The following is a 20,318-nucleotide window of genomic DNA, read 5'->3' as shown; positions in this document are numbered from 1 at the left end:
GATGGATCATGTCGGGAGGACAGGATGAACAATGATGATTTCCGGCAATGGTCGCGGCGGGCCGCCGACTGGGGCGCTGACTATCGCAACAATCTGCGCGACCGCCCCGTGCGGCCACTGGTAGAACCCGGCGCCATTTCTAGAAGCATCGAGGTTTCGCCGCCCGAAGACGCCGAACCGATGGACCGGATCTTCGCCGATTTCGAAGAGAAGATCCTGCCGGGAATGACGCATTGGCAGCATCCGCGCTTCTTCGCCTATTTCCCGGCCAATGCGGCGCCGGTTTCGGTGGTGGCGGAATATCTTGTTTCGGCGATGGCCGCGCAATGCATGCTGTGGCAGACGTCGCCGGCGGCGACCGAACTCGAAACGCGCACCGTCGACTGGATGCGCCAGGCGCTCGGTCTGCCGGAAGGCTTCTCGGGCGTAATCCAGGATTCAGCCTCATCGGCGACGTTGGCCGCGGTGCTGACCATGCGCGAACGGGCACTCGACTGGCAAGGCAACAAACAGGGCCTGGCAGGGCAGGCGCGGCTGCGCATCTACTCCTCCGACCAGGTGCACACGTCGATCGACCGGGCGATCTGGGTGTCCGGCATCGGCGAGGACAATCTCGTGCGCATTCCCGTCAGCGGCCGCTTTCGCGCCATGGACACGGCCGCGCTCGAGGCGGCAATCGTCGCCGACCGGGAAGCCGGCATGCTGCCGGCGGGCATCATCGCTTGCGTCGGCGGCACCAGCACTGGCGGCACCGACGACATTGCTGCGGTTGCCGAGGTGGCACGGCGGCATGGGCTTTATCTCCATGTCGATGCCGCCTGGGCGGGATCGGCGATGATCTGTCCGGAATATCGGCATTTCTGGACAGGCGTCGAAGGCGCCGATTCGATCGTTTTCAATCCGCACAAATGGCTGGGCGCTCAGTTCGACTGCTCGATCCAGTTCCTGCGCGACCCTGAAAGCCATGTCAGGACGCTGGCCATCAAGCCGGATTATCTGAAGACGCACGGTCATGACGGCATCATCAACTATTCCGAATGGTCGGTACCGCTCGGCAGGCGATTTCGCGCGTTGAAATTATGGTTCCTGCTGCGCGCCCATGGCCTGGAACGCCTGCGCACGATGATCCGCAATCATGTCGCGTGGAGCGAAGGGCTGGCGGCGCGGCTGGCAAGGGAGCCGGATTTCCAGATCGTCAGCGAACCGATGCTGTCGTTGTTCTCGTTCCGGCACAAGACCGCAACCGACGGGGACGAGCACAATCTGCGCCTTGTCAATGCGATCAACGACGATGGCCGCATCTACCTGACGCAGACGAAGGTTGATGGACTGATCGCAATCCGGTTCCAGGTCGGACAGTTCGAGGCGACCGCCGCCGATGTCGAAACGGCTTTTGTGGTGATTACTGAAATCGCACGTGGCCTGGGTCGCTGATTTCGTTAGCCGGCTTATGCCTTTTCATCGGTTTCGTTTTCGACTATAGACAAGAAAAACGAAAACGGGAGGTTGCCCATGTATCTGTCGCCGCGCCATGCCGAGATTATCCAGATGGCCAAGGATCACGGCCGCGTGCTGGTCGATGATCTGGCCAACCACTTCAATGTGACGCCGCAGACCATCCGCAAGGACCTCAACGATTTGTGCGATCAGCGGCTGCTCTCGCGCATCCATGGCGGCGCGCTGTACCCCTCCGGCATCGAGAACATGGAGTATGAGGCGAGACGCAAGATTGCCGCCGACGAGAAGGAGGCGATCGGCCGTGCGGCAGCCAGGCTGATCCCCGACAACGCCTCGCTGTTCATCAACATCGGCACCACGACCGAGTCGGTCAGCAAGGCGTTGCTCGATCACAACGGTCTCATGGTCATCACCAATAACATCAATGTTGCCAATAGGATGCGGATATATCCGTCGATCGAAGTGGTGATCGCCGGTGGTGTCGTGCGCGGTTCCGATGGCGGTGTGGTCGGCGAGGCGGCGGTCGATTTCATCAGGCAGTTCAAGGTCGATTACGCGGTGATCGGCGCATCCGCCATCGACCATGACGGGGCCTTGCTCGACTTCGATTTTCGCGAGGTCAAGGTGGCGCAGGCGATCATCGCCAATGCAAGGCATGTCATCCTGGTTTCCGACCAGACCAAATTCGAGCGAACCGCACCGGTGCGCATCGGCCATCTGTCGCAGGTCAACACCTTCATCACCGACCGCTGCGATATCCCCTCGGTGCGCAAGATCTGCCAGGAGGCCGAGGTTCAGCTGATCGAGACGTCGCTCGCCTAGGCGGTTTTCAGCTGATATCACGCGCCCGTGATATTTCGTTTGACATTCGTTATCATTTCGAAATAATTCCGACACGGTTTCGTAAAAGCCCAAAAATGGTGCAATGCGAAATCGCTGGAGGAATTTGTGGACGCATCTCCGATCCGTGACATTTTCGTCATAGGCGGCGGCATCAATGGCTGCGGTATAGCCCGCGACGCCGTCGGGCGTGGCTTTTCCGTCTTTCTCGCCGAGATGAACGACCTCGCCAGCGGGACTTCCTCGGGCTCGACCAAATTGATCCATGGCGGCCTGCGCTACCTCGAATTCTACGAATTCCGCCTGGTGCGCGAAGCGCTGATGGAGCGCGAGGTTCTGTGGAAGAACGCGCCGCACATCATCTGGCCGATGCGCTTCGTGCTGCCCTATGCCAAGGGCCTGCGCCCGGCCTGGCTGATCAGGCTCGGTCTCTTCCTCTACGACCACATTGGCGGGCGCAAATTGCTGCCGGCGACCCGGACGCTGGACATGGCCAGGGATCCGGCCGGCAAGCCTTTGAAGCCGCTATTCAAGAAGGCCTTCGAATATTCGGATGGCTGGGTCAATGATGCGCGGCTGGTGGCGCTGAATGCACGTGATGCGGCCGACCGCGGCGCAACGGTCCGCACCCGCACGAAAGTGACCGGCGCGCGCCGCGAAAACGGCTTGTGGACGGTCCAGGTCGAGGATCTGCAGACCGGCGAGACCGAGGAGATCAAGGCGCGCCTGCTGGTCAATGCCGCCGGCCCCTGGGTCGATCATGTGCTTTCCGGCGTCGTCGGCCTCAACGATGTGCACAATGTCCGCCTCGTGCAGGGCAGCCACATCGTCATCGCCAGGAAGTTCGACGATCCGCGCGCCTATTTCTTCCAGAACAGGGATGGTCGAATCATCTTCGCCATTCCCTACGAGGAAGAGTTCACCCTGATCGGCACCACGGACCAGGATTATCCCGGTGATCCGCATGACGTGAGGATCAGCGACACCGAGATCGACTATCTCTGCGCCGCAGCAAGCGAATATTTCGCTGAAGCCGTCAAGCGCTCGGACATCGTCTGGACCTATTCCGCCGTCCGTCCGCTCTATGATGACGGAGCCTCCAAGGCGCAGGAAGCGACGCGCGACTATGTGCTCAAGGCCGATGGCGGCGAGGGTGCCGCCCCGATCGTCAACGCCTTCGGCGGCAAGATCACCACCTATCGCCGGCTGTCGGAATCGATGCTGGAAAAGATCGAGGGTTTTCTGGGTAAACGCGGCAAGCCGTGGACGGCAAACGCGCCGTTGCCGGGCGGCGATTTCCCGGCCACCGGTTTCGATGCCGAAGTGGCGAAACTGAAGACTGCCTATCCGTTCCTCGACGCGCGCCTGGCTCGCCGGCTGACCCGGCTCTATGGCACCCGCGCAAGGATGCTGCTGGGGCTGGCCAAATCGAACGTCGATCTCGGCCGCAACTTCGGCGCCGATCTCTACGAGGCCGAGGTGCGCTATCTCGTTCAAAACGAATGGGCCGTCACATCGGAAGATGTATTGTGGCGCCGTACCAAGCGCGGTCTGCATCTCAGCCGCGAGCAGGTGGCGGCTCTCGATGAATTCATGCACGGCATAAGCCGGCGCCATGTCGCGGCTGCCGAATGAAGAGGGGTTTGAGCTGATGCGGAAGGCCTGGGAGGAGGCGTCATGCTGGAACTGAGAAACGTCACCAAGACGGTCGGTGCTGTCGCGCATATAAGCGATGTGTCGCTGACGCTCCAGCACGGCTCGCTCAATGTCCTGCTCGGACCGACGCTTTCGGGCAAGACCAGCCTGATGCGGCTGATGGCCGGCCTCGACGTGCCAACCTCCGGTTCGATCTGGTTCGACGGCCAGAATGTCACCGGCGTGCCGGTGCAGAAGCGCAAGATCGCCATGGTCTACCAGCAGTTCATCAACTATCCGGCGATGACCGTCTACGAGAACATCGCCTCGCCGCTCAGGGTGGCGGGAACCGATCAGGCGAAGATCGACAAGGAAGTGCGCCATGCCGCAGCACTTCTCAAGCTGACGCCCTATCTCGACCGCACGCCGCTGAGCCTGTCCGGTGGCCAGCAGCAGCGCACCGCACTGGCGCGCGCCATCGTCAAGAACGCCAGCCTGGTGCTGCTCGACGAACCGCTCGCCAATCTCGACTACAAATTGCGCGAGGAACTGCGCGCCGAATTGCCCAGGATCTTCGCCGCCGCCGGCACCATCTTCGTCTACGCCACGACCGAGCCGCACGAAGCGCTGCTGCTCGGCGGCAACACGGCGACGCTTTCCGAAGGGCGCATCACCCAGTTCGGACCGACCATCGACGTGTTCCGCAAACCGGTCGATCTGGTGACGGCCAAGACTTTCGCCGACCCGCCGCTCAACACCATCGTGCTGGCCAAGAAAGGGGGGGATTTCCTGCTCGAAGGTGGGGTCAAACTGCCGGTGCCCGCCGATCTCGCCGGCATTGCCGATGCCATGTACACGGTCGGTTTTCAGCCGCATCACCTGTCGCTCGATCGGCCCAATGCCACCGCTGTGCCGGTGCGCGCCAAGGTGACGATCACCGAAATCACTGGCTCGGAAAGCTTCATCCATCTCGATTTCGCGGATGCACGCTGGGTGATGCTGAGCCACGGCATCCGCGACTTCGAACCCGACGCCGAGATCGAGGTGTTCATTGATCCGCGCCACATCATGGTCTTCGACGAGCACGGCCGTGCCGTGGCCGCGCCGAAGCTGGCGGCTTGAGGGGAAAGATATGGCACGCATAGACGTCAACCATGTCAGGCATTCCTATCTGCCGAACCCTCGGAAGGATGCCGATTTCGCGCTCAGGGAAGTGCACCACACCTTCGAGGACGGCGGCGCCTATGCGCTGCTCGGGCCATCGGGCTGCGGCAAGACCACGCTGCTCAACATCATTTCGGGATTGCTGCACCCGTCGCACGGTCAGTTGCTGTTCAACGGCAAGGACGTGACCAATTTGTCGACGCAGGAGCGCAATATCGCGCAGGTGTTCCAGTTCCCGGTCATCTACGACACCATGACCGTCTACGACAATCTGGCCTTCCCGCTGCGCAATCGCGGCGTGCCGGAAGCCGATGTCGACCGCAAGGTGCGCGAGACGCTGGAGATGATCGACCTGGCGTCCTGGGCGAAGAAGAAGGCGAGGGGGCTGACCGCCGACCAGAAGCAGAAGATCTCGCTCGGCCGCGGGCTGGTGCGCTCCGACGTCAACGCCATCCTGTTCGACGAGCCGCTGACCGTCATCGACCCGCATATGAAATGGGTGCTGCGCTCGCAGCTGAAGCAGCTGCACCGCCGCTTCGGCTATACCATGGTCTATGTGACCCACGACCAAACCGAGGCGCTGACCTTCGCCGACCAGGTTGTGGTCATGTATGACGGCGGCATCGTCCAGATCGGCACGCCAGCCGAACTGTTCGAACGGCCACGCCATACCTTTGTCGGTTATTTCATCGGCTCGCCCGGCATGAACGTCATGCCGGTGGCCATCGACGGCAAGACGGCGACGCTCGGCTCGCAGCGCATCGAACTGCCGGGCGCGCCAAAAGCGGGCAGCGGCGCCATCGAACTCGGCATCCGTCCCGAATATGTCCGGCTTGGCCGCGACGGCATGGCCGTGCAGGTCAGCAAGGTCGAGGATCTCGGCCGCCACAAGGTGGTCCGCGCCAAGCTCGAAGGCCGCGAGATTGCGGCCGTCATCGGCGAGGACGAGACCGTGCCGGCCGATCCGAAGGTGCGGTTCGAGCCGGCCGGCATCAACATCTATGCCGATTCCTGGCGCGTCGAGATGGGGGCATAGATGGAAAAGACCTGGAACAACAAGGCCTGGTTCCTGGTGCTGCCGGTGCTGGTGCTGGTGGCGTTCTCGGCCGTCATCCCGCTGATGACCGTCGTCAACTATTCGGTGCAGGACACGTTCGGCAACAACGTCTTCTTCTGGGCCGGCACCGAGTGGTTCGAGGAACTGCTGTCTTCCAGCCGCTTCTGGGAAGCGATGGTCCGCAACCTGATCTTCTCCTTCATCATCCTGGCGATCGAAGTGCCGCTCGGCATCTTCATCGCGCTCAACATGCCGAAAAAGGGCTGGGGCGTGCCGGTCTGCCTGGTCCTGATGGCGCTGCCGCTGCTGATTCCGTGGAACGTCGTCGGCACCATCTGGCAGGTCTTCGGCCGCAACGACATCGGTCTGCTCGGCTACTACGTCAACGCGCTCGGCATCGACTACAACTATGTGCAGGATCCGTTCGATGCCTGGGTCACCGTCATCATCATGGATGTCTGGCACTGGACCAGCCTCGTCGTGCTGCTCTGCTATGCCGGCCTGGTCTCCATTCCGGATGCCTTCTATCAGGCGGCCAAGATCGATGGCGCCTCGCGCTGGGCGGTGTTCCGCTACATCCAGCTGCCGAAGATGAACAGGGTGCTGCTGATTGCCGTGCTGCTTCGCTTCATGGACTCATTCATGATCTATACCGAACCCTTCGTGGTGACGGGAGGCGGTCCCGGCAACTCGACGACATTCCTGTCGATCGACCTCGTCAAGACCGCGCTCGGCCAGTTCGACCTCGGTCCGGCCGCAGCCATGTCGCTGGTCTACTTCCTCATCGTCCTTCTGCTGTCATGGGTCTTCTACACCGTGATGACCAACTACGACGCGGAGCGCTGAGATGACCGGCGCCAACGAAAGAGCCGATAGAGTGAGCGAGACCACAGCAGCGGGCAAACTGGCGAGCACACTGTCGCAGGATCAGGTCGCCCGGCTGATGCGCAAACGCGGCGAGGAATCGCGCTGGTGGTGGATCGTGCCGACGGTCTACATCGTCGTGCTTTTGCTGCCGATCTACTGGCTCATCAACATGAGCTTCAAGACCAATGCCGAGATCGTCTCCTCGCTGACGCTCTATCCGCACCAGCCGACGCTCGCCAACTACGTCACCATCTTCACCGACGCCTCCTGGTACTCGGGCTACATCAACTCGATCACCTATGTGGTGATGAATATGGTGATTTCGGTGGCTGCCGCGCTGCCGGCAGCCTACGCCTTCTCGCGCTACCGCTTCCTCGGCGACAAGCACCTGTTCTTTTGGCTGCTGACCAACCGCATGGCGCCGCCGGCGGTGTTCGCGCTGCCGTTCTTCCAGCTCTATTCGGCCTTCGGCCTGATCGACACGCACATTGCGGTGGCGCTGGCGCACTGCCTGTTCAACGTGCCGCTGGCGGTGTGGATCCTCGAAGGCTTCATGTCGGGTGTGCCGAAGGAAATCGACGAAACCGCCTATATCGACGGCTATTCGTTCCCGCGCTTCTTCGTCAGAATCTTCATGCCCCTGATCGCCAGCGGCATCGGCGTGGCCTGCTTCTTCTGCTTCATGTTCTCGTGGGTGGAACTGCTTATCGCCCGTACGCTGACCACCACCGACGCCAAGCCGATCGCCGCCACCATGACCCGCACGGTTTCGGCCGCTGGCATGGACTGGGGCCTGCTCGCCGCCGCCGGCGTGCTGACGTTGATCCCCGGCGCGCTCGTCATCTGGTTTGTGCGCAATTATATCGCCAAGGGCTTCGCCCTGGGGAGGGTTTGACGATGAATTTCGACCTCACCTGGATGGCGTGGACGTGGCCGACGGCGGCCTTTTTCGGGACCATCCTTCTGCTGCTGTGCGGCATGGCGGCTTGGGAATACGCTTCGCCGGGCGGCAATCCGCGCGTCGGCGTGCTGCGCTTCGAGACAACGCGCGGCGACCGTCTTTTCCTGTCGCTGCTTGGCAGCGCCTTTATCCATCTCGCTTGGTTGGGTCTTGTCGGATCCAACCTGTGGTGGGCTCTCGCTCTCTCCGTGGTCTACGCCATTGGCGTGTTCCGCTACGTATAGAGGGGGAAACTGTTGGAGCGACCGCGTGCCGGCGGCCGCTCCAGATCGCACTTGAACCTTAAAACTGTGGAGGAAACACATGCGAAGGCAATTTTTAACATCAACGACGGCCCTTGTCCTGTTGCTGGGCGTGGGCAATGCCTATGCCGGGATGGACGAGGCAAAGGCTTTCCTGGACAAGGAAATCGGCCCGCTCTCGACGCTCGACCGCGCTGGCCAGGAAGCCGAAATGCAGTGGTTCATCGATGCCGCGAAGCCTTTCGCCGGCATGGACATCAAGGTCGTTTCGGAAACCATCGCCACGCACCAGTATGAATCGCAGGTGCTGGCGCCGGCCTTTACCGCCATCACCGGCATCAAGATCACGCATGACGTCATCCAGGAAGGCGACGTCGTCGAGAAGATCCAGACCCAGATGCAGACGGGCCAGAACCTTTATGACGGCTGGGTCAACGATTCCGACCTGATCGGCACCCACTGGCGCTACCAGCAGGTGCGCAATTTGACCGACTGGATGGCGGGCGAGGGCAAGGATGTCACCAACCCGAACCTCGACCTGAAGGATTTTATCGGCACCTCGTTCACGACCGCTCCGGACAAGAAGCTCTATCAGCTTCCCGACCAGCAGTTCGCGAACCTCTACTGGTTCCGTTACGACTGGTTCAACGACGAGAAGAACAAGGCGGACTTCAAGGCCAAGTACGGCTACGACCTTGGCGTTCCCGTCAACTGGTCTGCCTATGAGGACATCGCCGAGTTCTTCACCGGCCGCGAGATCGACGGCAAGAAGGTCTATGGCCACATGGACTACGGCAAGAAGGACCCGTCGCTCGGCTGGCGGTTCACCGACGCCTGGCTGTCGATGGCCGGCAATGGCGACAAGGGCCTGCCGAACGGTCTGCCGGTTGATGAGTGGGGCATCAAGGTCGACGAGAATTCGCGTCCGGTCGGCTCCTGCACGGCGCGCGGCGGCGACACCAATGGCCCGGCCGCCGTCTACTCGATCCAGAAATACCTCGACTGGCTGAAGGCCTACGCTCCGGCGGAAGCCCAGGGCATGACCTTCTCCGAATCCGGCCCGGTTCCGGCGCAGGGCGCGGTTGCCCAGCAGATCTTCTGGTACACCGCCTTCACCGCTTCGATGGTCGATGCCGGCGCCAAGGCGGTGCTGAACGACGACGGTACGCCCAAGTGGCGCATGGCGCCGTCGCCGCATGGTGTCTACTGGAAGGATGGCATGAAGCTCGGCTATCAGGATGTCGGCTCCTGGACGCTGATGAAGTCGACCCCGACCGACCGCGCCAAGGCCGCCTGGCTCTACGCGCAGTTCGTCACCTCGAAGACTGTCGACGTGAAGAAAAGCCATGTCGGCCTGACCTTCATCCGCGAGAGCACGATCCACGACAAGAGCTTCACCGAGCGGGCTCCGAAGCTCGGCGGCCTGATCGAGTTCTACCGTTCGCCGGCCCGCGTCCAGTGGTCGCCGACCGGCACCAACGTGCCTGATTATCCAAAGCTGGCACAGCTCTGGTGGCAGGCGATCGGCGATGCGTCGTCGGGCGCCAAGACCGCGCAGGAAGCGATGGACTCGCTCTGCGGCGAACAGGAAAAGGTCATGAGCCGCATCGAGAAGTCGGGCGTTCAGGGCGATATCGGCCCGAAGATGGCCGAAGAGCATGACCTCGCCTACTGGAACGCCGACGCGGTCAAGAAGGGCAATCTCGCTCCTCAGTTGAAGATCGAGAACGAGAAGGAAAAGCCGATCACCATCAACTACGACGAACTGGTGAAGAGCTGGCAGAAGTAGCCTTGGTGTCGGCGCTCGCGCCAGCATCATGAGAATAGGGGGAGGCGGCATCTTGCCGTCTCCCCTGTTTGTGTAAAAGACTAAAGCGCGTCGCGTTGAGACGGATTCATGCAACGCGCTTTAGGTCTTTGTTTTTGTGCATGTCGTTCTCCCAAAACCGAGGTCATTTTTGGGCGACATGCATTAAGCGGGGAAGCAGAATGACCGGATACATCCTTGCCATCGACCAGGGCACGACTTCGACCCGGGCGATCCTGTTCGACGGCGATATGAAGGTTGCCGGCAGCTGGCAGAAGGAATTCACCCAGCACTATCCGGCCTCCGGCTGGGTCGAGCACGATCCCGAAGACATCTGGGCGAGCGTGGTGACGACCGTGAAGGCGGCGCTGAAGAATGCCGGCCGGGCTGCTTCCGAGGTGGCCGCGCTCGGCATCACCAATCAGCGCGAGACCATCGTCATCTGGGACAAGGCGACCGGCAAGCCGATCCACAATGCCATTGTCTGGCAGGACCGGCGCACCACGCCGCTGTGCCAGAAACTGAAGAAGCAGGGACTGGAGAAAAAGTTCACCAAAAAAACCGGCCTGCTGCTTGATCCGTATTTTTCCGGTACCAAGATCGCCTGGATGCTGGACAAGCTAAAAGGGGCGCGGCGTCGTGCCGAGAAGGGCGAGTTGCTCGCCGGCACCATCGACAGCTTTCTGATCTGGCGGCTGACCGGCGGCAAAGTCCACGCCACGGACGCCACCAACGCCTCGCGCACGCTGGTTTACAACATCGCTGAGAATGCCTGGGACGACGAACTGCTGTCGATACTGAACATCCCGGCAAAAATGCTACCCGAGGTAAAAGACTGCGCCGATGACTATGGAATCACGGAGAAAAATCTCTTCGGCGCCGAAATAAGAATCCTCGGTGTTGCCGGCGACCAGCATGCGGCGACCATCGGCCAGGCCTGTTTCGAGCCGGGCATGATGAAATCCACCTACGGCACGGGCTGCTTTGCGCTGCTCAACACCGGCAGCGACCTTGTGCGTTCGAAGAACCGCCTCTTGACCACTATTGCCTACAGGCTGAACGGCAAGACCACTTATGCGCTGGAGGGCTCGATCTTCATTGCCGGCGCCGCGGTCCAATGGCTGCGCGACGGCATCAAGGTGATCGGCAAGGCCGAGCAAAGCGGCAAGCTGGCTGCCGAGGCTGATCTAACGCAAAACGTCTACCTGGTGCCGGCCTTCGTCGGGCTCGGCGCGCCGCATTGGGACGCCGAGGCACGCGGCGCCATTTTCGGGCTGACGCGCAATTCCGGTCCGGCCGAGTTTGCCCGCGCGGCACTCGAATCCGTCGCCTACCAGACGCGCGACCTGCTCGACGCCATGCGAAAGGACTGGAAGGGAGCTTCGGCCAAGACCGTGCTGCGGGTCGACGGCGGCATGGTTGCGTCGGACTGGACCATGCAGAGGCTGGCCGACATCCTCGACGCGCCGGTCGACCGTCCGACCATCCTGGAGACGACGGCGCTGGGTGCCGCGTGGCTCGCCGGGTCGAAGGCAGGCGTGTGGCCGGATGCCAAGAAATTCGCGAAGAGCTGGGCGCTGGAGCGGAGGTTCCAGCCGGCCATGGATGGCTCCGCGCGCGCAGCCAAACTTGCTGGTTGGCGCGATGCTGTGCGCCGGACGCTGAGCGTGTAGTGAGCAGCCATCAGGGTGAGGGGAGAATGAAGCCAGACTGGTATCCTGCTTGGCGCGACGGCCGTTGAGCAACTGCATGCCAAGAATGACCGCTTGCATAGAGATTTTCGCCTCGGCAGTTGGTCACGCTATGACTATGACCTCACGGCCGGAAAGCTTCTGTTCTCGGATGAAGGAGGCGTCAAGATCGTCACTGAGATCCAGATTGCAGGCTCCACGAGCGCCAAGGCCAGCAATTGGCTGTGGGCTTGGGCAAATTCGAATTTGCCCAGCGAGCTTCTCAGCGACGCCAAGCTGGTTCGCTCCTTCGGCGAGAAGAACAGCATAGATGAGTTGGCCCAGGCCTATGTGCCCAACGCCGGCAATGACCTGGAAGCGCTGGGTTGGGAATTGACGGGAACAATGGTTCGAATTTGCCATGCTCTCGGTGCGTATCGCTCACCGCGTGGTGAGGGTGGAGCGCTCTATTTGATTTTCAAAAGTATCAGCTGGGCGAACTGACCAGCACTCTCGCGCCTGGGCACGTCGAAAAATGGCCCGCGCTGTTGCCGGCGCAGGCCATTTTTACTCGGTACTCACACTTCGGATCAGTAAGGCGAGCGGCACTCCCTGCGAGGGCCGTAATTCGGCTGGAACGTGTTGTCCGAAGCACGGTAGCTGCGATAGTGGTCGTAGCACCACTGGACGTGGGCGTTGCCCCCGTAGACGCGGTTGTTTTCGTTGTTGATGATTGCCCCGGTAATCAGCGCGCCGGCAGCGAAGGCCGCAAGCGGGAACCAATAATCGCCGTGACGACGGTAGCCGGGTCGATATTCACGATAGCCCCGATGGCCGTTCCAATACGCGCCGCGATTGCGGTCACGCGAAAAACTGCGGTCACGCGAAAAATTGCGATTGTAGCGGTCCTTGCGCCACTCCCGGTACTGGACTGTCTGTACATCCGGCACCGCGACTTGGGACTGCGGCACATAGTTCGGTTGGGCATTAACCGACACCGCCTCCGCCGCAACGAATGTGGCGGAGAGAGCGGTCGCCAGCAGGCTCGTTGTGATTCTGTTCATTGGTCTTCTCCTCGATGGTTTGGCGGACGTCCCTGTGCCCGAAAAACGAGCGGCGCATACAATTGTTCCCCAGACTGGATGCCACCCTCAGGCATAAATGGCAGCGTTCCTTGGCCGTTCTCCCCCGACAGCACGTGGGACAAGTGCCGCGACAGGGCGAAGCCGCCCGTGTTGCGAGACCTCTTTTTCCGGTTGACCGGTCGAGGCACTCTCCCTATGTTCCGCGCAATTTCGAGGGCCGCCTTTCGCCCGCGGGAGCGCGTAGCTCAGCCGGTAGAGCAACTGACTTTTAATCAGTAGGTCTCGGGTTCGAACCCCGACGCGCTCACCAAAAATATAAATAAAATCAATATGATGTAAGATAGACCTACTTACGATGCAGCGCCGGGCGCGCCGCGGGGTTCCGAAGGGGTTCTGGCAAGATGACGTTCGATGAGGCAATTGCTGGAGGGGAGGCGCTATTGCAGGAATCGATCCTGCAGGAAGCGCAAGAAACGTTGCAGCTCGACTTCAAGGGCTCGGCAATCGGAAAGCCAGGTGCACTTTTCACAAATGAGGGAAAACTGACCAAAGACGGACGGCGATCGATATCAAAGGCGCTGTCAGCCTTCAGCAACTCAGCTGGAGGGATCGTCGTGATTGGCGTGGATTGCAGAGCAAACCTCGACGGTGTCGACGCCGCGCAGGAGCTTGATCCTATACCCAATTGGAAGGCAGCCCTCAGTGCGGTCAGCTCCGCGGTTGGAGACCTGCTTCAACCAAAGAACGACGGGATTCGAGTCGACGGCTTTGCCTCCGTCAATGATCAGACGGGAGGCTACTTGGTGATAGACGTTCCGCGATCGGAACGTCGTCCGCACATGTGCAACATCACGAAGCAGTATTTCAAACGGTCGGCTTCGGGCAGCTATGCCATGGAGCACTTCGACATCGAGGACGCTTTTCGTCGAAATGGTTCTCCTGACCTGGAGCTTGTTAGTGATTTTGCGAGCGGAATGTCCTCGGGAACGACAGTCCATGCGTCGATCAGGCTTGCGATTAGAAACGCCGGGTTGGCGACGGCAAAGCACATCTCGCTAATGGTGATCGAACTCTCGGGAGTGAAGACCAAGAATGGGGCTTCCCATAGGCAACCCCTGACAAAGTTTCAAGCATTCGGCCAAGATCAACGCTACATCGCTCCAGAAGGGTTCGTAGTGAACCCTAGTGAAACGCAAATTTTCGAATATCTTGGAATGGAGTTCACTTACGATTTGCCGATGTTCAAGGCGAGTGGAGTTTCGATTGAGAGCGCCACTTTTGTGCTGCGGTACTCGCTCAGCGCAGAAAACATGCGGCCCAAGCTTGGAACTCTGTCATTAGGACCAGCGGATTTCAAAAGAGGTGCATGGCTTCTGAAGCCTGACTATATTCAGATGAAAGAGCCTCCCGCTGTCTGATTGCACGGGGGGCCTATCCGAAGGCCGGCATTACGAGGTAAAAGTTGCCGACTCTATATTGATTGATCACGGCCGAGGGGTGGGGCAGTGAAGTTCCTCTATGAGTTCGTCAAGATTACGATCGCGCTTCTGGTCGGCGCAGCGCTGGTTATGTTTTTGAACGTCAACCTCCATCTTTTTGGAGGCACCTCAGCTCAAAAGGCGCTCGATCTCAGCTATTCCGACTTGGCGGTCATAAATCTTACCGTCGCAACTATCGTTCTGGGCGGCGTTGGGCTCATCGTGGCTGTCGCGGCCGTCTTCGGCTTCCAGGTCATTCGTTCGGAATCGGTGTCGAATGCAGAAAGTCGCGTAAAGCAGGAGCTGCCCGATATGCTGGAGCGGGAACTTGGCCGCATGGAAAATGATGGCCGACTTAGCCGAGCAATGGAGCGCGCCCTATATTCTGGTGGGGCAAAAGACGACGACGGTAGTCAGTCGGGCCCGGAATAAACGAAAGGATACAACCATGGCCACGTCATCGAAAGAATGGCAAAAACTCCGAACGGAGGATCGTGAGGTTGTGGAAAGATATCTGAACGAGGTTCCGGTAAAGCTCGGAGCGCTCGCAGCCGCCCTAGGTGTGGATGTAAAGATATCGTCGCTACCTCTCAACATCTCTGGGCAGATTTCGAAGACACCTGCCGGTTATGAGATCAAAATAAATCGGCATGAGAGTCGCCAGCGTCAGCGCTTCACTCTGGCGCATGAATTGGCTCATTTCCTGATCCACCGCGATACCATCGACCGGCTCGGCGGAACATTGACTGACAACGTTTTGTATAGGTCAGGTGCCTCAGAGCAGATTGAATTCGAGGCAAACAGGCTTGCCGCACAGATCGTCATGCCTGAGGAGGCGCTCCGCCAGGAATATTCGAAGTACGGCGATCAAATCAGCGAGGCAATGGTTGACCTGCTCGCTGAGCACTTTGGGGTGTCGAAGGCGGCAATGGAAATTCGGATGGCCGCCTAAAAGCAGACGAATGGGTTGGGGCAGCCATGGCAGTAGACGTATCGCAACTCAACTACGTTCCGACCCTTGCCGTCAGGGCAAGTGAAATGAACGGTTTGCAGAGGTTGCCGGCTGCATCGAAAGATCGGCTCCAGCCGGTCTTCCTGCTTGCTCCATGGCCAAATGCGACGGAATTGATGCGCGCCATTGACCGGGTTCAAAACGCGTTCCCGGACAGGTCGTTCTTCCTGGATATCGACAAGGATTACCAAGTCACAAACGTCGAACTTCTCGCCCAACAGCAGTGGCTGGATTTGCAAGACCCTGCCAACGCATATTCGAACTGGGTCGGTTTCATCGACACCATACCGAACGCGAGCCCTTGCCTACAAATCGCTGGCCTATCCCAAGCTCAGATCACAAACCAGATCACGGCGTTTCAAGAGATGGGGCGCTCCTTCGCTCTCAGAATCGAACTAAACCGCTTTCCCCCAAACCTTCAAGATGCGATCGCGGCGATCAATGCAGTGGGTTCGGCGGATTACGCCATCATCGTAGATGCGGGCTGGATTGTGGACACCCAGCCGACTCGGCTCCGAATCGCGAACTTGATTACTACGCAACTGAACGAAATTGATGCCCAGATCCCATTCGTAATTTCCTACACCACGATCCCGAAAGGTTTCGCCGAAGTCGAAGGTGTCGACTTCGCGACGTTCGACAACAGAGAGTTTTTGGCCGAACTGATCCAGGTCACAAACCGGCAACGGATCGCCTACGGGGATTGGGGGAGCACCAGGCCAAGGGAAAAAGGGATAGCCAGCCGGCCGAAGCCGCGCATCGACCTTGCTATCCGCAACGGATGGCTTTCGGCGCGCAACAAACCGGAAGAATGGGGCTTTGACGATGCTGCCCACGAGATCATGAACAGTGAGCAATGGAAGGAGGTCGACGGACTCGGCATCTGGGGGGAATTCATGATCCGACAGACAGCTATCAATCCTGCACTCGGCATAAATACACCACAAAAGAATGTCGCGGCCCGGGTGAACCTCCATCTACACATCCAGGCTTTCTATAACGCTGGTGATATCAAGGGTATCAATCTGGATGAGAAGTGGGAGGACTGATTGAACGCGCTGCGTAAGTGCGGCCGCCAATCATCCGCGAAACCTCTCTGTGTGCCAAACGATTTTGCCATCCAGCTTCATCGGCTTGTGGATCATCAGCCGTTTCGGCAGATGCTCGGGATGCACCTCCAGCAGTGTGATTTTGATCTGCGGCTTGCATCGACTGCAGTCGAATTTGAGCGACATCGGATCGACACCGCCGCCATAGACCATCATCAGGTCGGCTGATCGGCAGTAGCGGACGTTGCCGCAGCTACACTCGGCTTTCACAAGCATGTTGTGCCGGGTCGCCTTGCCCAGCGTGCGCCATGGACCTAAATGAGGAACATATTCCTCTGAGGTCAAGGCCCTCTTGACTCTGATGTTCCTATTTTGTTCACTGTTGGCAAAATGGAGACACAGCCATGAAACCGATCATCGCTACCGAGTCCGAACAGCCCGAGCTTTACGCCTTGGTAAAGCGTGAGCGTCCAGCGATTAACAGGGCGGTCGACAAGATGGCCAAGCAGATGCGTGGCCTTTCCGATGTGAGTCAGAAAGTGGCCATTGCCCAGCTTACCGCAACCTGGGCATTGGCAAACTATCCAGACGACCCCGATCTTGCGTTATCTCTTTCGGAGGCAATACGCCATCAGACTGACATCTATCTCCGGGAAATCACGAAGGCCGGCGTTCGGCACTAGGGGAAGTTACATGGGCCGCATCAGCGTTGCAGTGGACCTGGAGAACGCCGCTGATACGATTGCGGACGTCTCCCGTGCGGACCTTCAGATAAAAGCTACGTCGGGCCGCTCTGATGCTCAGGAACGTGGGAGGCATTGATCTAGACCCAAAGGTCGATGAATCGCTAACCGGGCTGGCCGTTGAGATGGGATTATCCAAGACGGATCTCATTAGGACCATCATAGGCGATTGGCTCATCGCCAACGCCTATCTGCCCGTGCCGTACACCCTTGACGAAGAGGGCGCCACTGACGGAAGTGCTTAATAATAAGCCTGGTCAAGCTAGGAAGGCAGCCGGAGGGGCATCCATGGAACGCAGCGACGTCTGGTTCATCGCGGTGGTCGCGGCGACATTAGGCTTTCTGGCCGGAATGGCCTGGATGGATAACGGGCACTCGGCGGATAAGCTGGTAACTTATCAAACTCTGATCACAGGCTTCATGGCTGTCGCCGCCGCGTTCATCACGGTCAACGCAATGAACCGATCGGACCAGGAGCAGAGGCGACGGCACGCTGAGCAGATGGCGCATGTCAAAGAACCTGAGCGTCTTGTCCGGCGGCGAGCTGCAAAGGTATACCCGCACTTCTTCAGCTACCTTGCAGAAATAGCCGAGAATATCGGCCTTCTTACGAGGGAAGACAGAGGCCCCAAACACATCAACAAGCAATTGCTGAAGATGGCCTCGGACTTTCTGATCTTGCTGCACCAATCGGTGCATTCCGAGACGATGCGCCAGGCCCGCTCATTTTTTTGACGCTTCGACAGAGACGAACTTCCAGTTCATCTCGCTAAAGGATAACGACTTCGAAAAGGATGAGTATAGGGAGTCCCTAAGACCCATTGCGGTTCACGTCATGGACGGAACCCTTCCGGATTACGAGGAGTCGGACTACTTCTATCGTCTGTGCGACACGATCCATGATATGCATACACCGCTGGTCGGCCTTTCGCGCGACATGGCGGCATTCGACAAGCCTACATTAGCAACCCCTTGACTAAGCGACGGACCGCGCCAGAATCTTCAGCATGGCGCGGGAAATCAACATAGGCGACAAGGTGGTGATCACCGCCACTGTGGGCAAGCGTATCGAGGATCGCGTGACCCTGCACATCCTCACGGCCAACAATCCCTATTCGATCATCGACCCAAAGGCGAAGCCTGGCGACAGGATGAGATTTGAGGGCGATGTCGTCTTTGTAGACGAGGATCTGGACCGTGTGACTGTGCAGGTGCTCGGACGCGTCACGGTCGATGCCGTAACGGTCGAACTGGTGGGGAAATACCGCCGGCCGAAGGGCACGGAGGCGTTGCGCCAAAAGAAGCCAGCCTAGCTCGTCGGTAGCGTCGGCAAGCGCCGTTGCATTCAACTGCTTGCCGCATCATGGCCGCTTCGGGATGACGAGTTCTTCGTCCGGCACCTTGAATGGATCGTCCAACTGGATATGCAGAGTCCGGCCGCACGAGATCACGCAACTAGGCGTTTTAAGCTGGTCGGCGAGTCGCCACGTGCTGGCGATGGCATGACCGCCGGATGTGAACACATCATCGATGAGGACTACTGTCCCGACCGGGACCTTGCCGGTCAGGATCAAATCAGGCAGTAACACCTCTGGTCTGCGGGAGGCCATGTCCGTGCTTTTCGGTAGTTGCCTCTTCCATCGCAACACATCTGCGACGACAACGGCTCCGCCGGTGGCACGGCGGACGGCGTGGGCGATCAACGCGGTCCTCGGGACGGCGGAATTTCCTGCCACCGCCGATCTATTTGGAATTGGAACCAATACTTTCGGCGCCCATCCCTGCGCTTTAACGAACGGGGCGGCCCATTCGCCAAACCAGTCCATAGCCCTATCTTTGCTGGCGTCCGTGATCATAACCGACGATCCGCCGATTCTCACATGCGCATACTGGCTGGAACCGATGGGTTTGCCCTTTACCGCATGGACCAACAACGTTGCATTGTAATCTTCCCGACGCATCTGACCGACAGAACTAGTCAGATACTGCGCCCGAAAATGAACCTTCATAATGTCTCAATCCGCCCAACCGGCTCGCCATTACAGCAATCTGGTTGTAATATCCGAAATATTTTTAAGCGGAACGCAGTTTTCATACTCCAAAAATTTCTTGGGCCAACTCAGTCGAGGATCCTCAACGACGGAATTGGCGATAAAGAGCCACCGGCCAAGCTTCGTGCATTCGACCGCCTGATGCAACGTTCCCGAAGTGTCTGACGCCTCAACTATTACACTTGCGTCGGTCAGCGCCGCCATCAGGCGGTTCCTCTTTGGAAAGTCGGAAGGGAAAGTGCGTTGCCCTGGCCGAAACTGGGAAATGAGCAGGTGATCCGTATAGATTTCCATCTGCGTTTCCGCGTGCTCGATCGGATATGCTTTTTCGATTGGAGTTCCAATCACAGCAATGGTCTTGCCGCCGGCATCAATGGCGCCTCGATGCGCTGCGATATCGACGCCTTTGGCCAACCCGCTCGTTACGACGATGCCGAAATCACTTAGTTCCTTTGCGACACGTTTCGCCCGGGCTTGGCCATCGGGCGAAACATCTCTCGCCCCGATTACGGAAACGCATTTACGAAGCAGAAGCGAAAGATCGCCGGAGTAGTAAACCTCAAGGTCCGCGTCATCTTGCTCGCGGAAGAGATTGATCTGTGTCTCAGGAAATGGCCGCCCAGTGTAAGCCAAAAGTCGCTGAAGCGGAATGGTTTCGACAGAAATCGGTCGCACATATGGTGATCTGCGACCAGAATTCAGATCGGCGCTGTCTCGTTTTTTATTTGCCATACGTTGCAGCAACACGTTCCCCAGCGTTTGCTAGCTTCGCCTCGGGCGAAGACGCTACTGCGATTCGTCAACGGACGATAGCGAACTCTGGTGTTTAACTTGTGGACGACTCGTTGGAAGTCTATAGCGGAACGCTTTGAATGCGGCAAATTTTCCTAGCCGGCCAATGCCGCTGTCGAAGGGGAACGAAGCCGGAAGATTTGTTTATAAGACTTGGAGTAGTCTCCCTGTGCGCGGTCATTTGGTAGTGATCTGATGCGCGATCATTAGTTTGGAAAGGGCTGCAATGCCTAAATATCAGCACAATGGCTGGAGAATTCAGACGCAACAGACCTCTGGTTGGCATGCGCTTATGTGGGCGCCAGGGAGCACGCGCTGCAGAACCGAGGTCGCAGAAGCGACAATCGAAGAGGGTGAGCAAATGTGCCTCGCTCGTGCGAAAAAGATGATCGAGGGCTGGGAAAACG

The 20,318-nt window shown here is 59.0% G+C and carries 23 protein-coding genes and 1 tRNA gene; 20 read left to right on the top strand and 4 right to left on the bottom strand.

What is annotated here, in order from left to right; genetic code table 11:
* Positions 1–24 precede the first annotated feature (24 nt).
* From RPF88_RS09470 to RPF88_RS09420, 11 genes are all read left to right on the top strand, one after another.
* Positions 25–1,434 (top strand): pyridoxal phosphate-dependent decarboxylase family protein, encoded by a 1,410-nt coding sequence (locus tag RPF88_RS09470; protein ID WP_027161529.1) that lies wholly within the window; start codon positions 25–27, stop codon positions 1,432–1,434.
* A 78-nt stretch (positions 1,435–1,512) separates the two neighbouring features.
* Positions 1,513–2,280, top strand: coding sequence for a DeoR/GlpR family DNA-binding transcription regulator (locus RPF88_RS09465; protein WP_013531814.1), 768 nt, complete (start codon positions 1,513–1,515; stop codon positions 2,278–2,280).
* Positions 2,281–2,406: 126 nt separating this feature from the next.
* Positions 2,407–3,933: a glycerol-3-phosphate dehydrogenase gene (glpD, locus tag RPF88_RS09460; protein ID WP_013531813.1), complete on the top strand. Its 1,527-nt coding sequence runs from the start codon at positions 2,407–2,409 to the stop codon at positions 3,931–3,933.
* Between the two features lie 42 nt (positions 3,934–3,975).
* On the top strand, positions 3,976–5,055 hold the full coding sequence (locus RPF88_RS09455) for an ABC transporter ATP-binding protein (protein WP_064995842.1): 1,080 nt from the start codon (positions 3,976–3,978) through the stop codon (positions 5,053–5,055).
* A 10-nt stretch (positions 5,056–5,065) separates the two neighbouring features.
* Positions 5,066–6,133 carry an ABC transporter ATP-binding protein gene (locus RPF88_RS09450; protein ID WP_013531811.1) on the top strand — a complete coding sequence of 356 codons (1,068 nt, stop codon included), beginning with the start codon at positions 5,066–5,068 and terminating at the stop codon, positions 6,131–6,133.
* Positions 6,134–7,000, top strand: a complete 867-nt coding sequence (locus RPF88_RS09445; RefSeq protein WP_013531810.1) for a carbohydrate ABC transporter permease — start codon at positions 6,134–6,136, stop codon at positions 6,998–7,000.
* Between the two features lies 1 nt (position 7,001).
* Complete coding sequence (locus RPF88_RS09440) at positions 7,002–7,916, top strand: carbohydrate ABC transporter permease (RefSeq protein ID WP_063167946.1); 915 nt, start codon at positions 7,002–7,004, stop codon at positions 7,914–7,916.
* A 2-nt stretch (positions 7,917–7,918) separates the two neighbouring features.
* Positions 7,919–8,206, top strand: a complete 288-nt coding sequence (locus tag RPF88_RS09435; RefSeq protein ID WP_013531808.1) for a DUF2160 domain-containing protein — start codon at positions 7,919–7,921, stop codon at positions 8,204–8,206.
* A gap of 79 nt (positions 8,207–8,285) precedes the next feature.
* A complete protein-coding gene (locus RPF88_RS09430; RefSeq protein WP_013531807.1) occupies positions 8,286–10,013 on the top strand; it encodes an ABC transporter substrate-binding protein in 1,728 nt (575 codons plus the stop codon).
* Positions 10,014–10,213: 200 nt separating this feature from the next.
* Positions 10,214–11,704, top strand: coding sequence for a glycerol kinase GlpK (gene glpK / locus RPF88_RS09425; protein ID WP_337122253.1), 1,491 nt, complete (start codon positions 10,214–10,216; stop codon positions 11,702–11,704).
* 93 nt (positions 11,705–11,797) lie between these two features.
* Positions 11,798–12,205: a DUF6882 domain-containing protein gene (locus RPF88_RS09420; protein ID WP_224672845.1), complete on the top strand. Its 408-nt coding sequence runs from the start codon at positions 11,798–11,800 to the stop codon at positions 12,203–12,205.
* A gap of 86 nt (positions 12,206–12,291) precedes the next feature.
* On the opposite strand, the gene RPF88_RS09415 is transcribed toward RPF88_RS09420, so the two are convergent.
* The gene (locus tag RPF88_RS09415; RefSeq protein ID WP_337122252.1) at positions 12,292–12,765 is read right to left on the bottom strand and encodes a BA14K family protein; all 474 of its coding nucleotides are present in this window, start codon (positions 12,763–12,765) and stop codon (positions 12,292–12,294) included.
* 255 nt (positions 12,766–13,020) lie between these two features.
* Here RPF88_RS09415 and RPF88_RS09410 point away from each other — a divergent pair.
* The 5 genes from RPF88_RS09410 to RPF88_RS09390 all read left to right on the top strand — a co-directional run bounded on the left by RPF88_RS09410 (position 13,021) and on the right by RPF88_RS09390 (position 16,325).
* Positions 13,021–13,096 (top strand) — tRNA-Lys (locus RPF88_RS09410).
* A gap of 91 nt (positions 13,097–13,187) precedes the next feature.
* Positions 13,188–14,204 (top strand): AlbA family DNA-binding domain-containing protein, encoded by a 1,017-nt coding sequence (locus RPF88_RS09405; protein WP_337122251.1) that lies wholly within the window; start codon positions 13,188–13,190, stop codon positions 14,202–14,204.
* A gap of 87 nt (positions 14,205–14,291) precedes the next feature.
* The gene (locus tag RPF88_RS09400; RefSeq protein WP_337122250.1) at positions 14,292–14,696 is read left to right on the top strand and encodes a hypothetical protein; all 405 of its coding nucleotides are present in this window, start codon (positions 14,292–14,294) and stop codon (positions 14,694–14,696) included.
* Positions 14,697–14,712: 16 nt separating this feature from the next.
* Positions 14,713–15,216 (top strand): ImmA/IrrE family metallo-endopeptidase, encoded by a 504-nt coding sequence (locus RPF88_RS09395; protein WP_337122249.1) that lies wholly within the window; start codon positions 14,713–14,715, stop codon positions 15,214–15,216.
* Between the two features lie 26 nt (positions 15,217–15,242).
* A complete protein-coding gene (locus tag RPF88_RS09390) occupies positions 15,243–16,325 on the top strand; it encodes a beta family protein (RefSeq protein WP_337122248.1) in 1,083 nt (360 codons plus the stop codon).
* A 30-nt stretch (positions 16,326–16,355) separates the two neighbouring features.
* Here the strand turns inward: RPF88_RS09390 and RPF88_RS09385 are convergent, their stop codons facing one another.
* Positions 16,356–16,670 carry a hypothetical protein gene (locus RPF88_RS09385; RefSeq protein WP_337122247.1) on the bottom strand — a complete coding sequence of 105 codons (315 nt, stop codon included), beginning with the start codon at positions 16,668–16,670 and terminating at the stop codon, positions 16,356–16,358.
* Between the two features lie 59 nt (positions 16,671–16,729).
* On the opposite strand from RPF88_RS09385, the gene RPF88_RS09380 reads away from it, so the two are divergent.
* From RPF88_RS09380 to RPF88_RS09365, 4 genes are all read left to right on the top strand, one after another.
* Positions 16,730–17,008: a hypothetical protein gene (locus RPF88_RS09380; protein WP_337122246.1), complete on the top strand. Its 279-nt coding sequence runs from the start codon at positions 16,730–16,732 to the stop codon at positions 17,006–17,008.
* 348 nt (positions 17,009–17,356) lie between these two features.
* Positions 17,357–17,803, top strand: a complete 447-nt coding sequence (locus RPF88_RS09375) for a hypothetical protein (protein WP_337122245.1) — start codon at positions 17,357–17,359, stop codon at positions 17,801–17,803.
* 100 nt (positions 17,804–17,903) lie between these two features.
* On the top strand, positions 17,904–18,044 hold the full coding sequence (locus tag RPF88_RS09370) for a hypothetical protein (RefSeq protein ID WP_337122244.1): 141 nt from the start codon (positions 17,904–17,906) through the stop codon (positions 18,042–18,044).
* A 31-nt stretch (positions 18,045–18,075) separates the two neighbouring features.
* Positions 18,076–18,381, top strand: a complete 306-nt coding sequence (locus RPF88_RS09365) for a hypothetical protein (protein ID WP_337122243.1) — start codon at positions 18,076–18,078, stop codon at positions 18,379–18,381.
* Between the two features lie 48 nt (positions 18,382–18,429).
* Here the strand turns inward: RPF88_RS09365 and RPF88_RS09360 are convergent, their stop codons facing one another.
* A complete protein-coding gene (locus RPF88_RS09360) occupies positions 18,430–19,077 on the bottom strand; it encodes a hypothetical protein (protein ID WP_337122242.1) in 648 nt (215 codons plus the stop codon).
* Positions 19,078–19,107: 30 nt separating this feature from the next.
* Positions 19,108–19,863, bottom strand: coding sequence for a DNA-processing protein DprA (locus tag RPF88_RS09355; protein ID WP_337122241.1), 756 nt, complete (start codon positions 19,861–19,863; stop codon positions 19,108–19,110).
* Between the last annotated feature and the right edge of the window lie 455 nt (positions 19,864–20,318).

The sequence above is a fragment of the Mesorhizobium sp. ISC11 genome, assembly GCF_037162595.1.
Taxonomy (GTDB): domain Bacteria; phylum Pseudomonadota; class Alphaproteobacteria; order Rhizobiales; family Rhizobiaceae; genus Mesorhizobium; species Mesorhizobium ciceri.
Note: the sequence above shows the minus strand (reverse complement) of the source record. Positions and strands in the feature narration are given on the sequence as shown.

Coding starts and splice junctions, on each gene's coding strand:
- RPF88_RS09375 (WP_337122245.1), top strand. CDS start 17,357: ATGGAACGCAGCGACGTCTGGTTCATCGCGGTGGTCGCGGCGACATTA.
- RPF88_RS09415 (WP_337122252.1), bottom strand. CDS start 12,765: ATGAACAGAATCACAACGAGCCTGCTGGCGACCGCTCTCTCCGCCACA.
- RPF88_RS09380 (WP_337122246.1), top strand. CDS start 16,730: ATGAAACCGATCATCGCTACCGAGTCCGAACAGCCCGAGCTTTACGCC.
- RPF88_RS09365 (WP_337122243.1), top strand. CDS start 18,076: ATGGCGCGGGAAATCAACATAGGCGACAAGGTGGTGATCACCGCCACT.
- glpK (WP_337122253.1), top strand. CDS start 10,214: ATGACCGGATACATCCTTGCCATCGACCAGGGCACGACTTCGACCCGG.
- RPF88_RS09455 (WP_064995842.1), top strand. CDS start 3,976: ATGCTGGAACTGAGAAACGTCACCAAGACGGTCGGTGCTGTCGCGCAT.
- RPF88_RS09450 (WP_013531811.1), top strand. CDS start 5,066: ATGGCACGCATAGACGTCAACCATGTCAGGCATTCCTATCTGCCGAAC.
- RPF88_RS09360 (WP_337122242.1), bottom strand. CDS start 19,077: ATGAAGGTTCATTTTCGGGCGCAGTATCTGACTAGTTCTGTCGGTCAG.
- RPF88_RS09390 (WP_337122248.1), top strand. CDS start 15,243: ATGGCAGTAGACGTATCGCAACTCAACTACGTTCCGACCCTTGCCGTC.
- RPF88_RS09435 (WP_013531808.1), top strand. CDS start 7,919: ATGAATTTCGACCTCACCTGGATGGCGTGGACGTGGCCGACGGCGGCC.
- RPF88_RS09430 (WP_013531807.1), top strand. CDS start 8,286: ATGCGAAGGCAATTTTTAACATCAACGACGGCCCTTGTCCTGTTGCTG.
- RPF88_RS09445 (WP_013531810.1), top strand. CDS start 6,134: ATGGAAAAGACCTGGAACAACAAGGCCTGGTTCCTGGTGCTGCCGGTG.
- RPF88_RS09370 (WP_337122244.1), top strand. CDS start 17,904: ATGGACGGAACCCTTCCGGATTACGAGGAGTCGGACTACTTCTATCGT.
- RPF88_RS09465 (WP_013531814.1), top strand. CDS start 1,513: ATGTATCTGTCGCCGCGCCATGCCGAGATTATCCAGATGGCCAAGGAT.
- RPF88_RS09440 (WP_063167946.1), top strand. CDS start 7,002: ATGACCGGCGCCAACGAAAGAGCCGATAGAGTGAGCGAGACCACAGCA.
- RPF88_RS09395 (WP_337122249.1), top strand. CDS start 14,713: ATGGCCACGTCATCGAAAGAATGGCAAAAACTCCGAACGGAGGATCGT.
- RPF88_RS09405 (WP_337122251.1), top strand. CDS start 13,188: ATGACGTTCGATGAGGCAATTGCTGGAGGGGAGGCGCTATTGCAGGAA.
- RPF88_RS09470 (WP_027161529.1), top strand. CDS start 25: ATGAACAATGATGATTTCCGGCAATGGTCGCGGCGGGCCGCCGACTGG.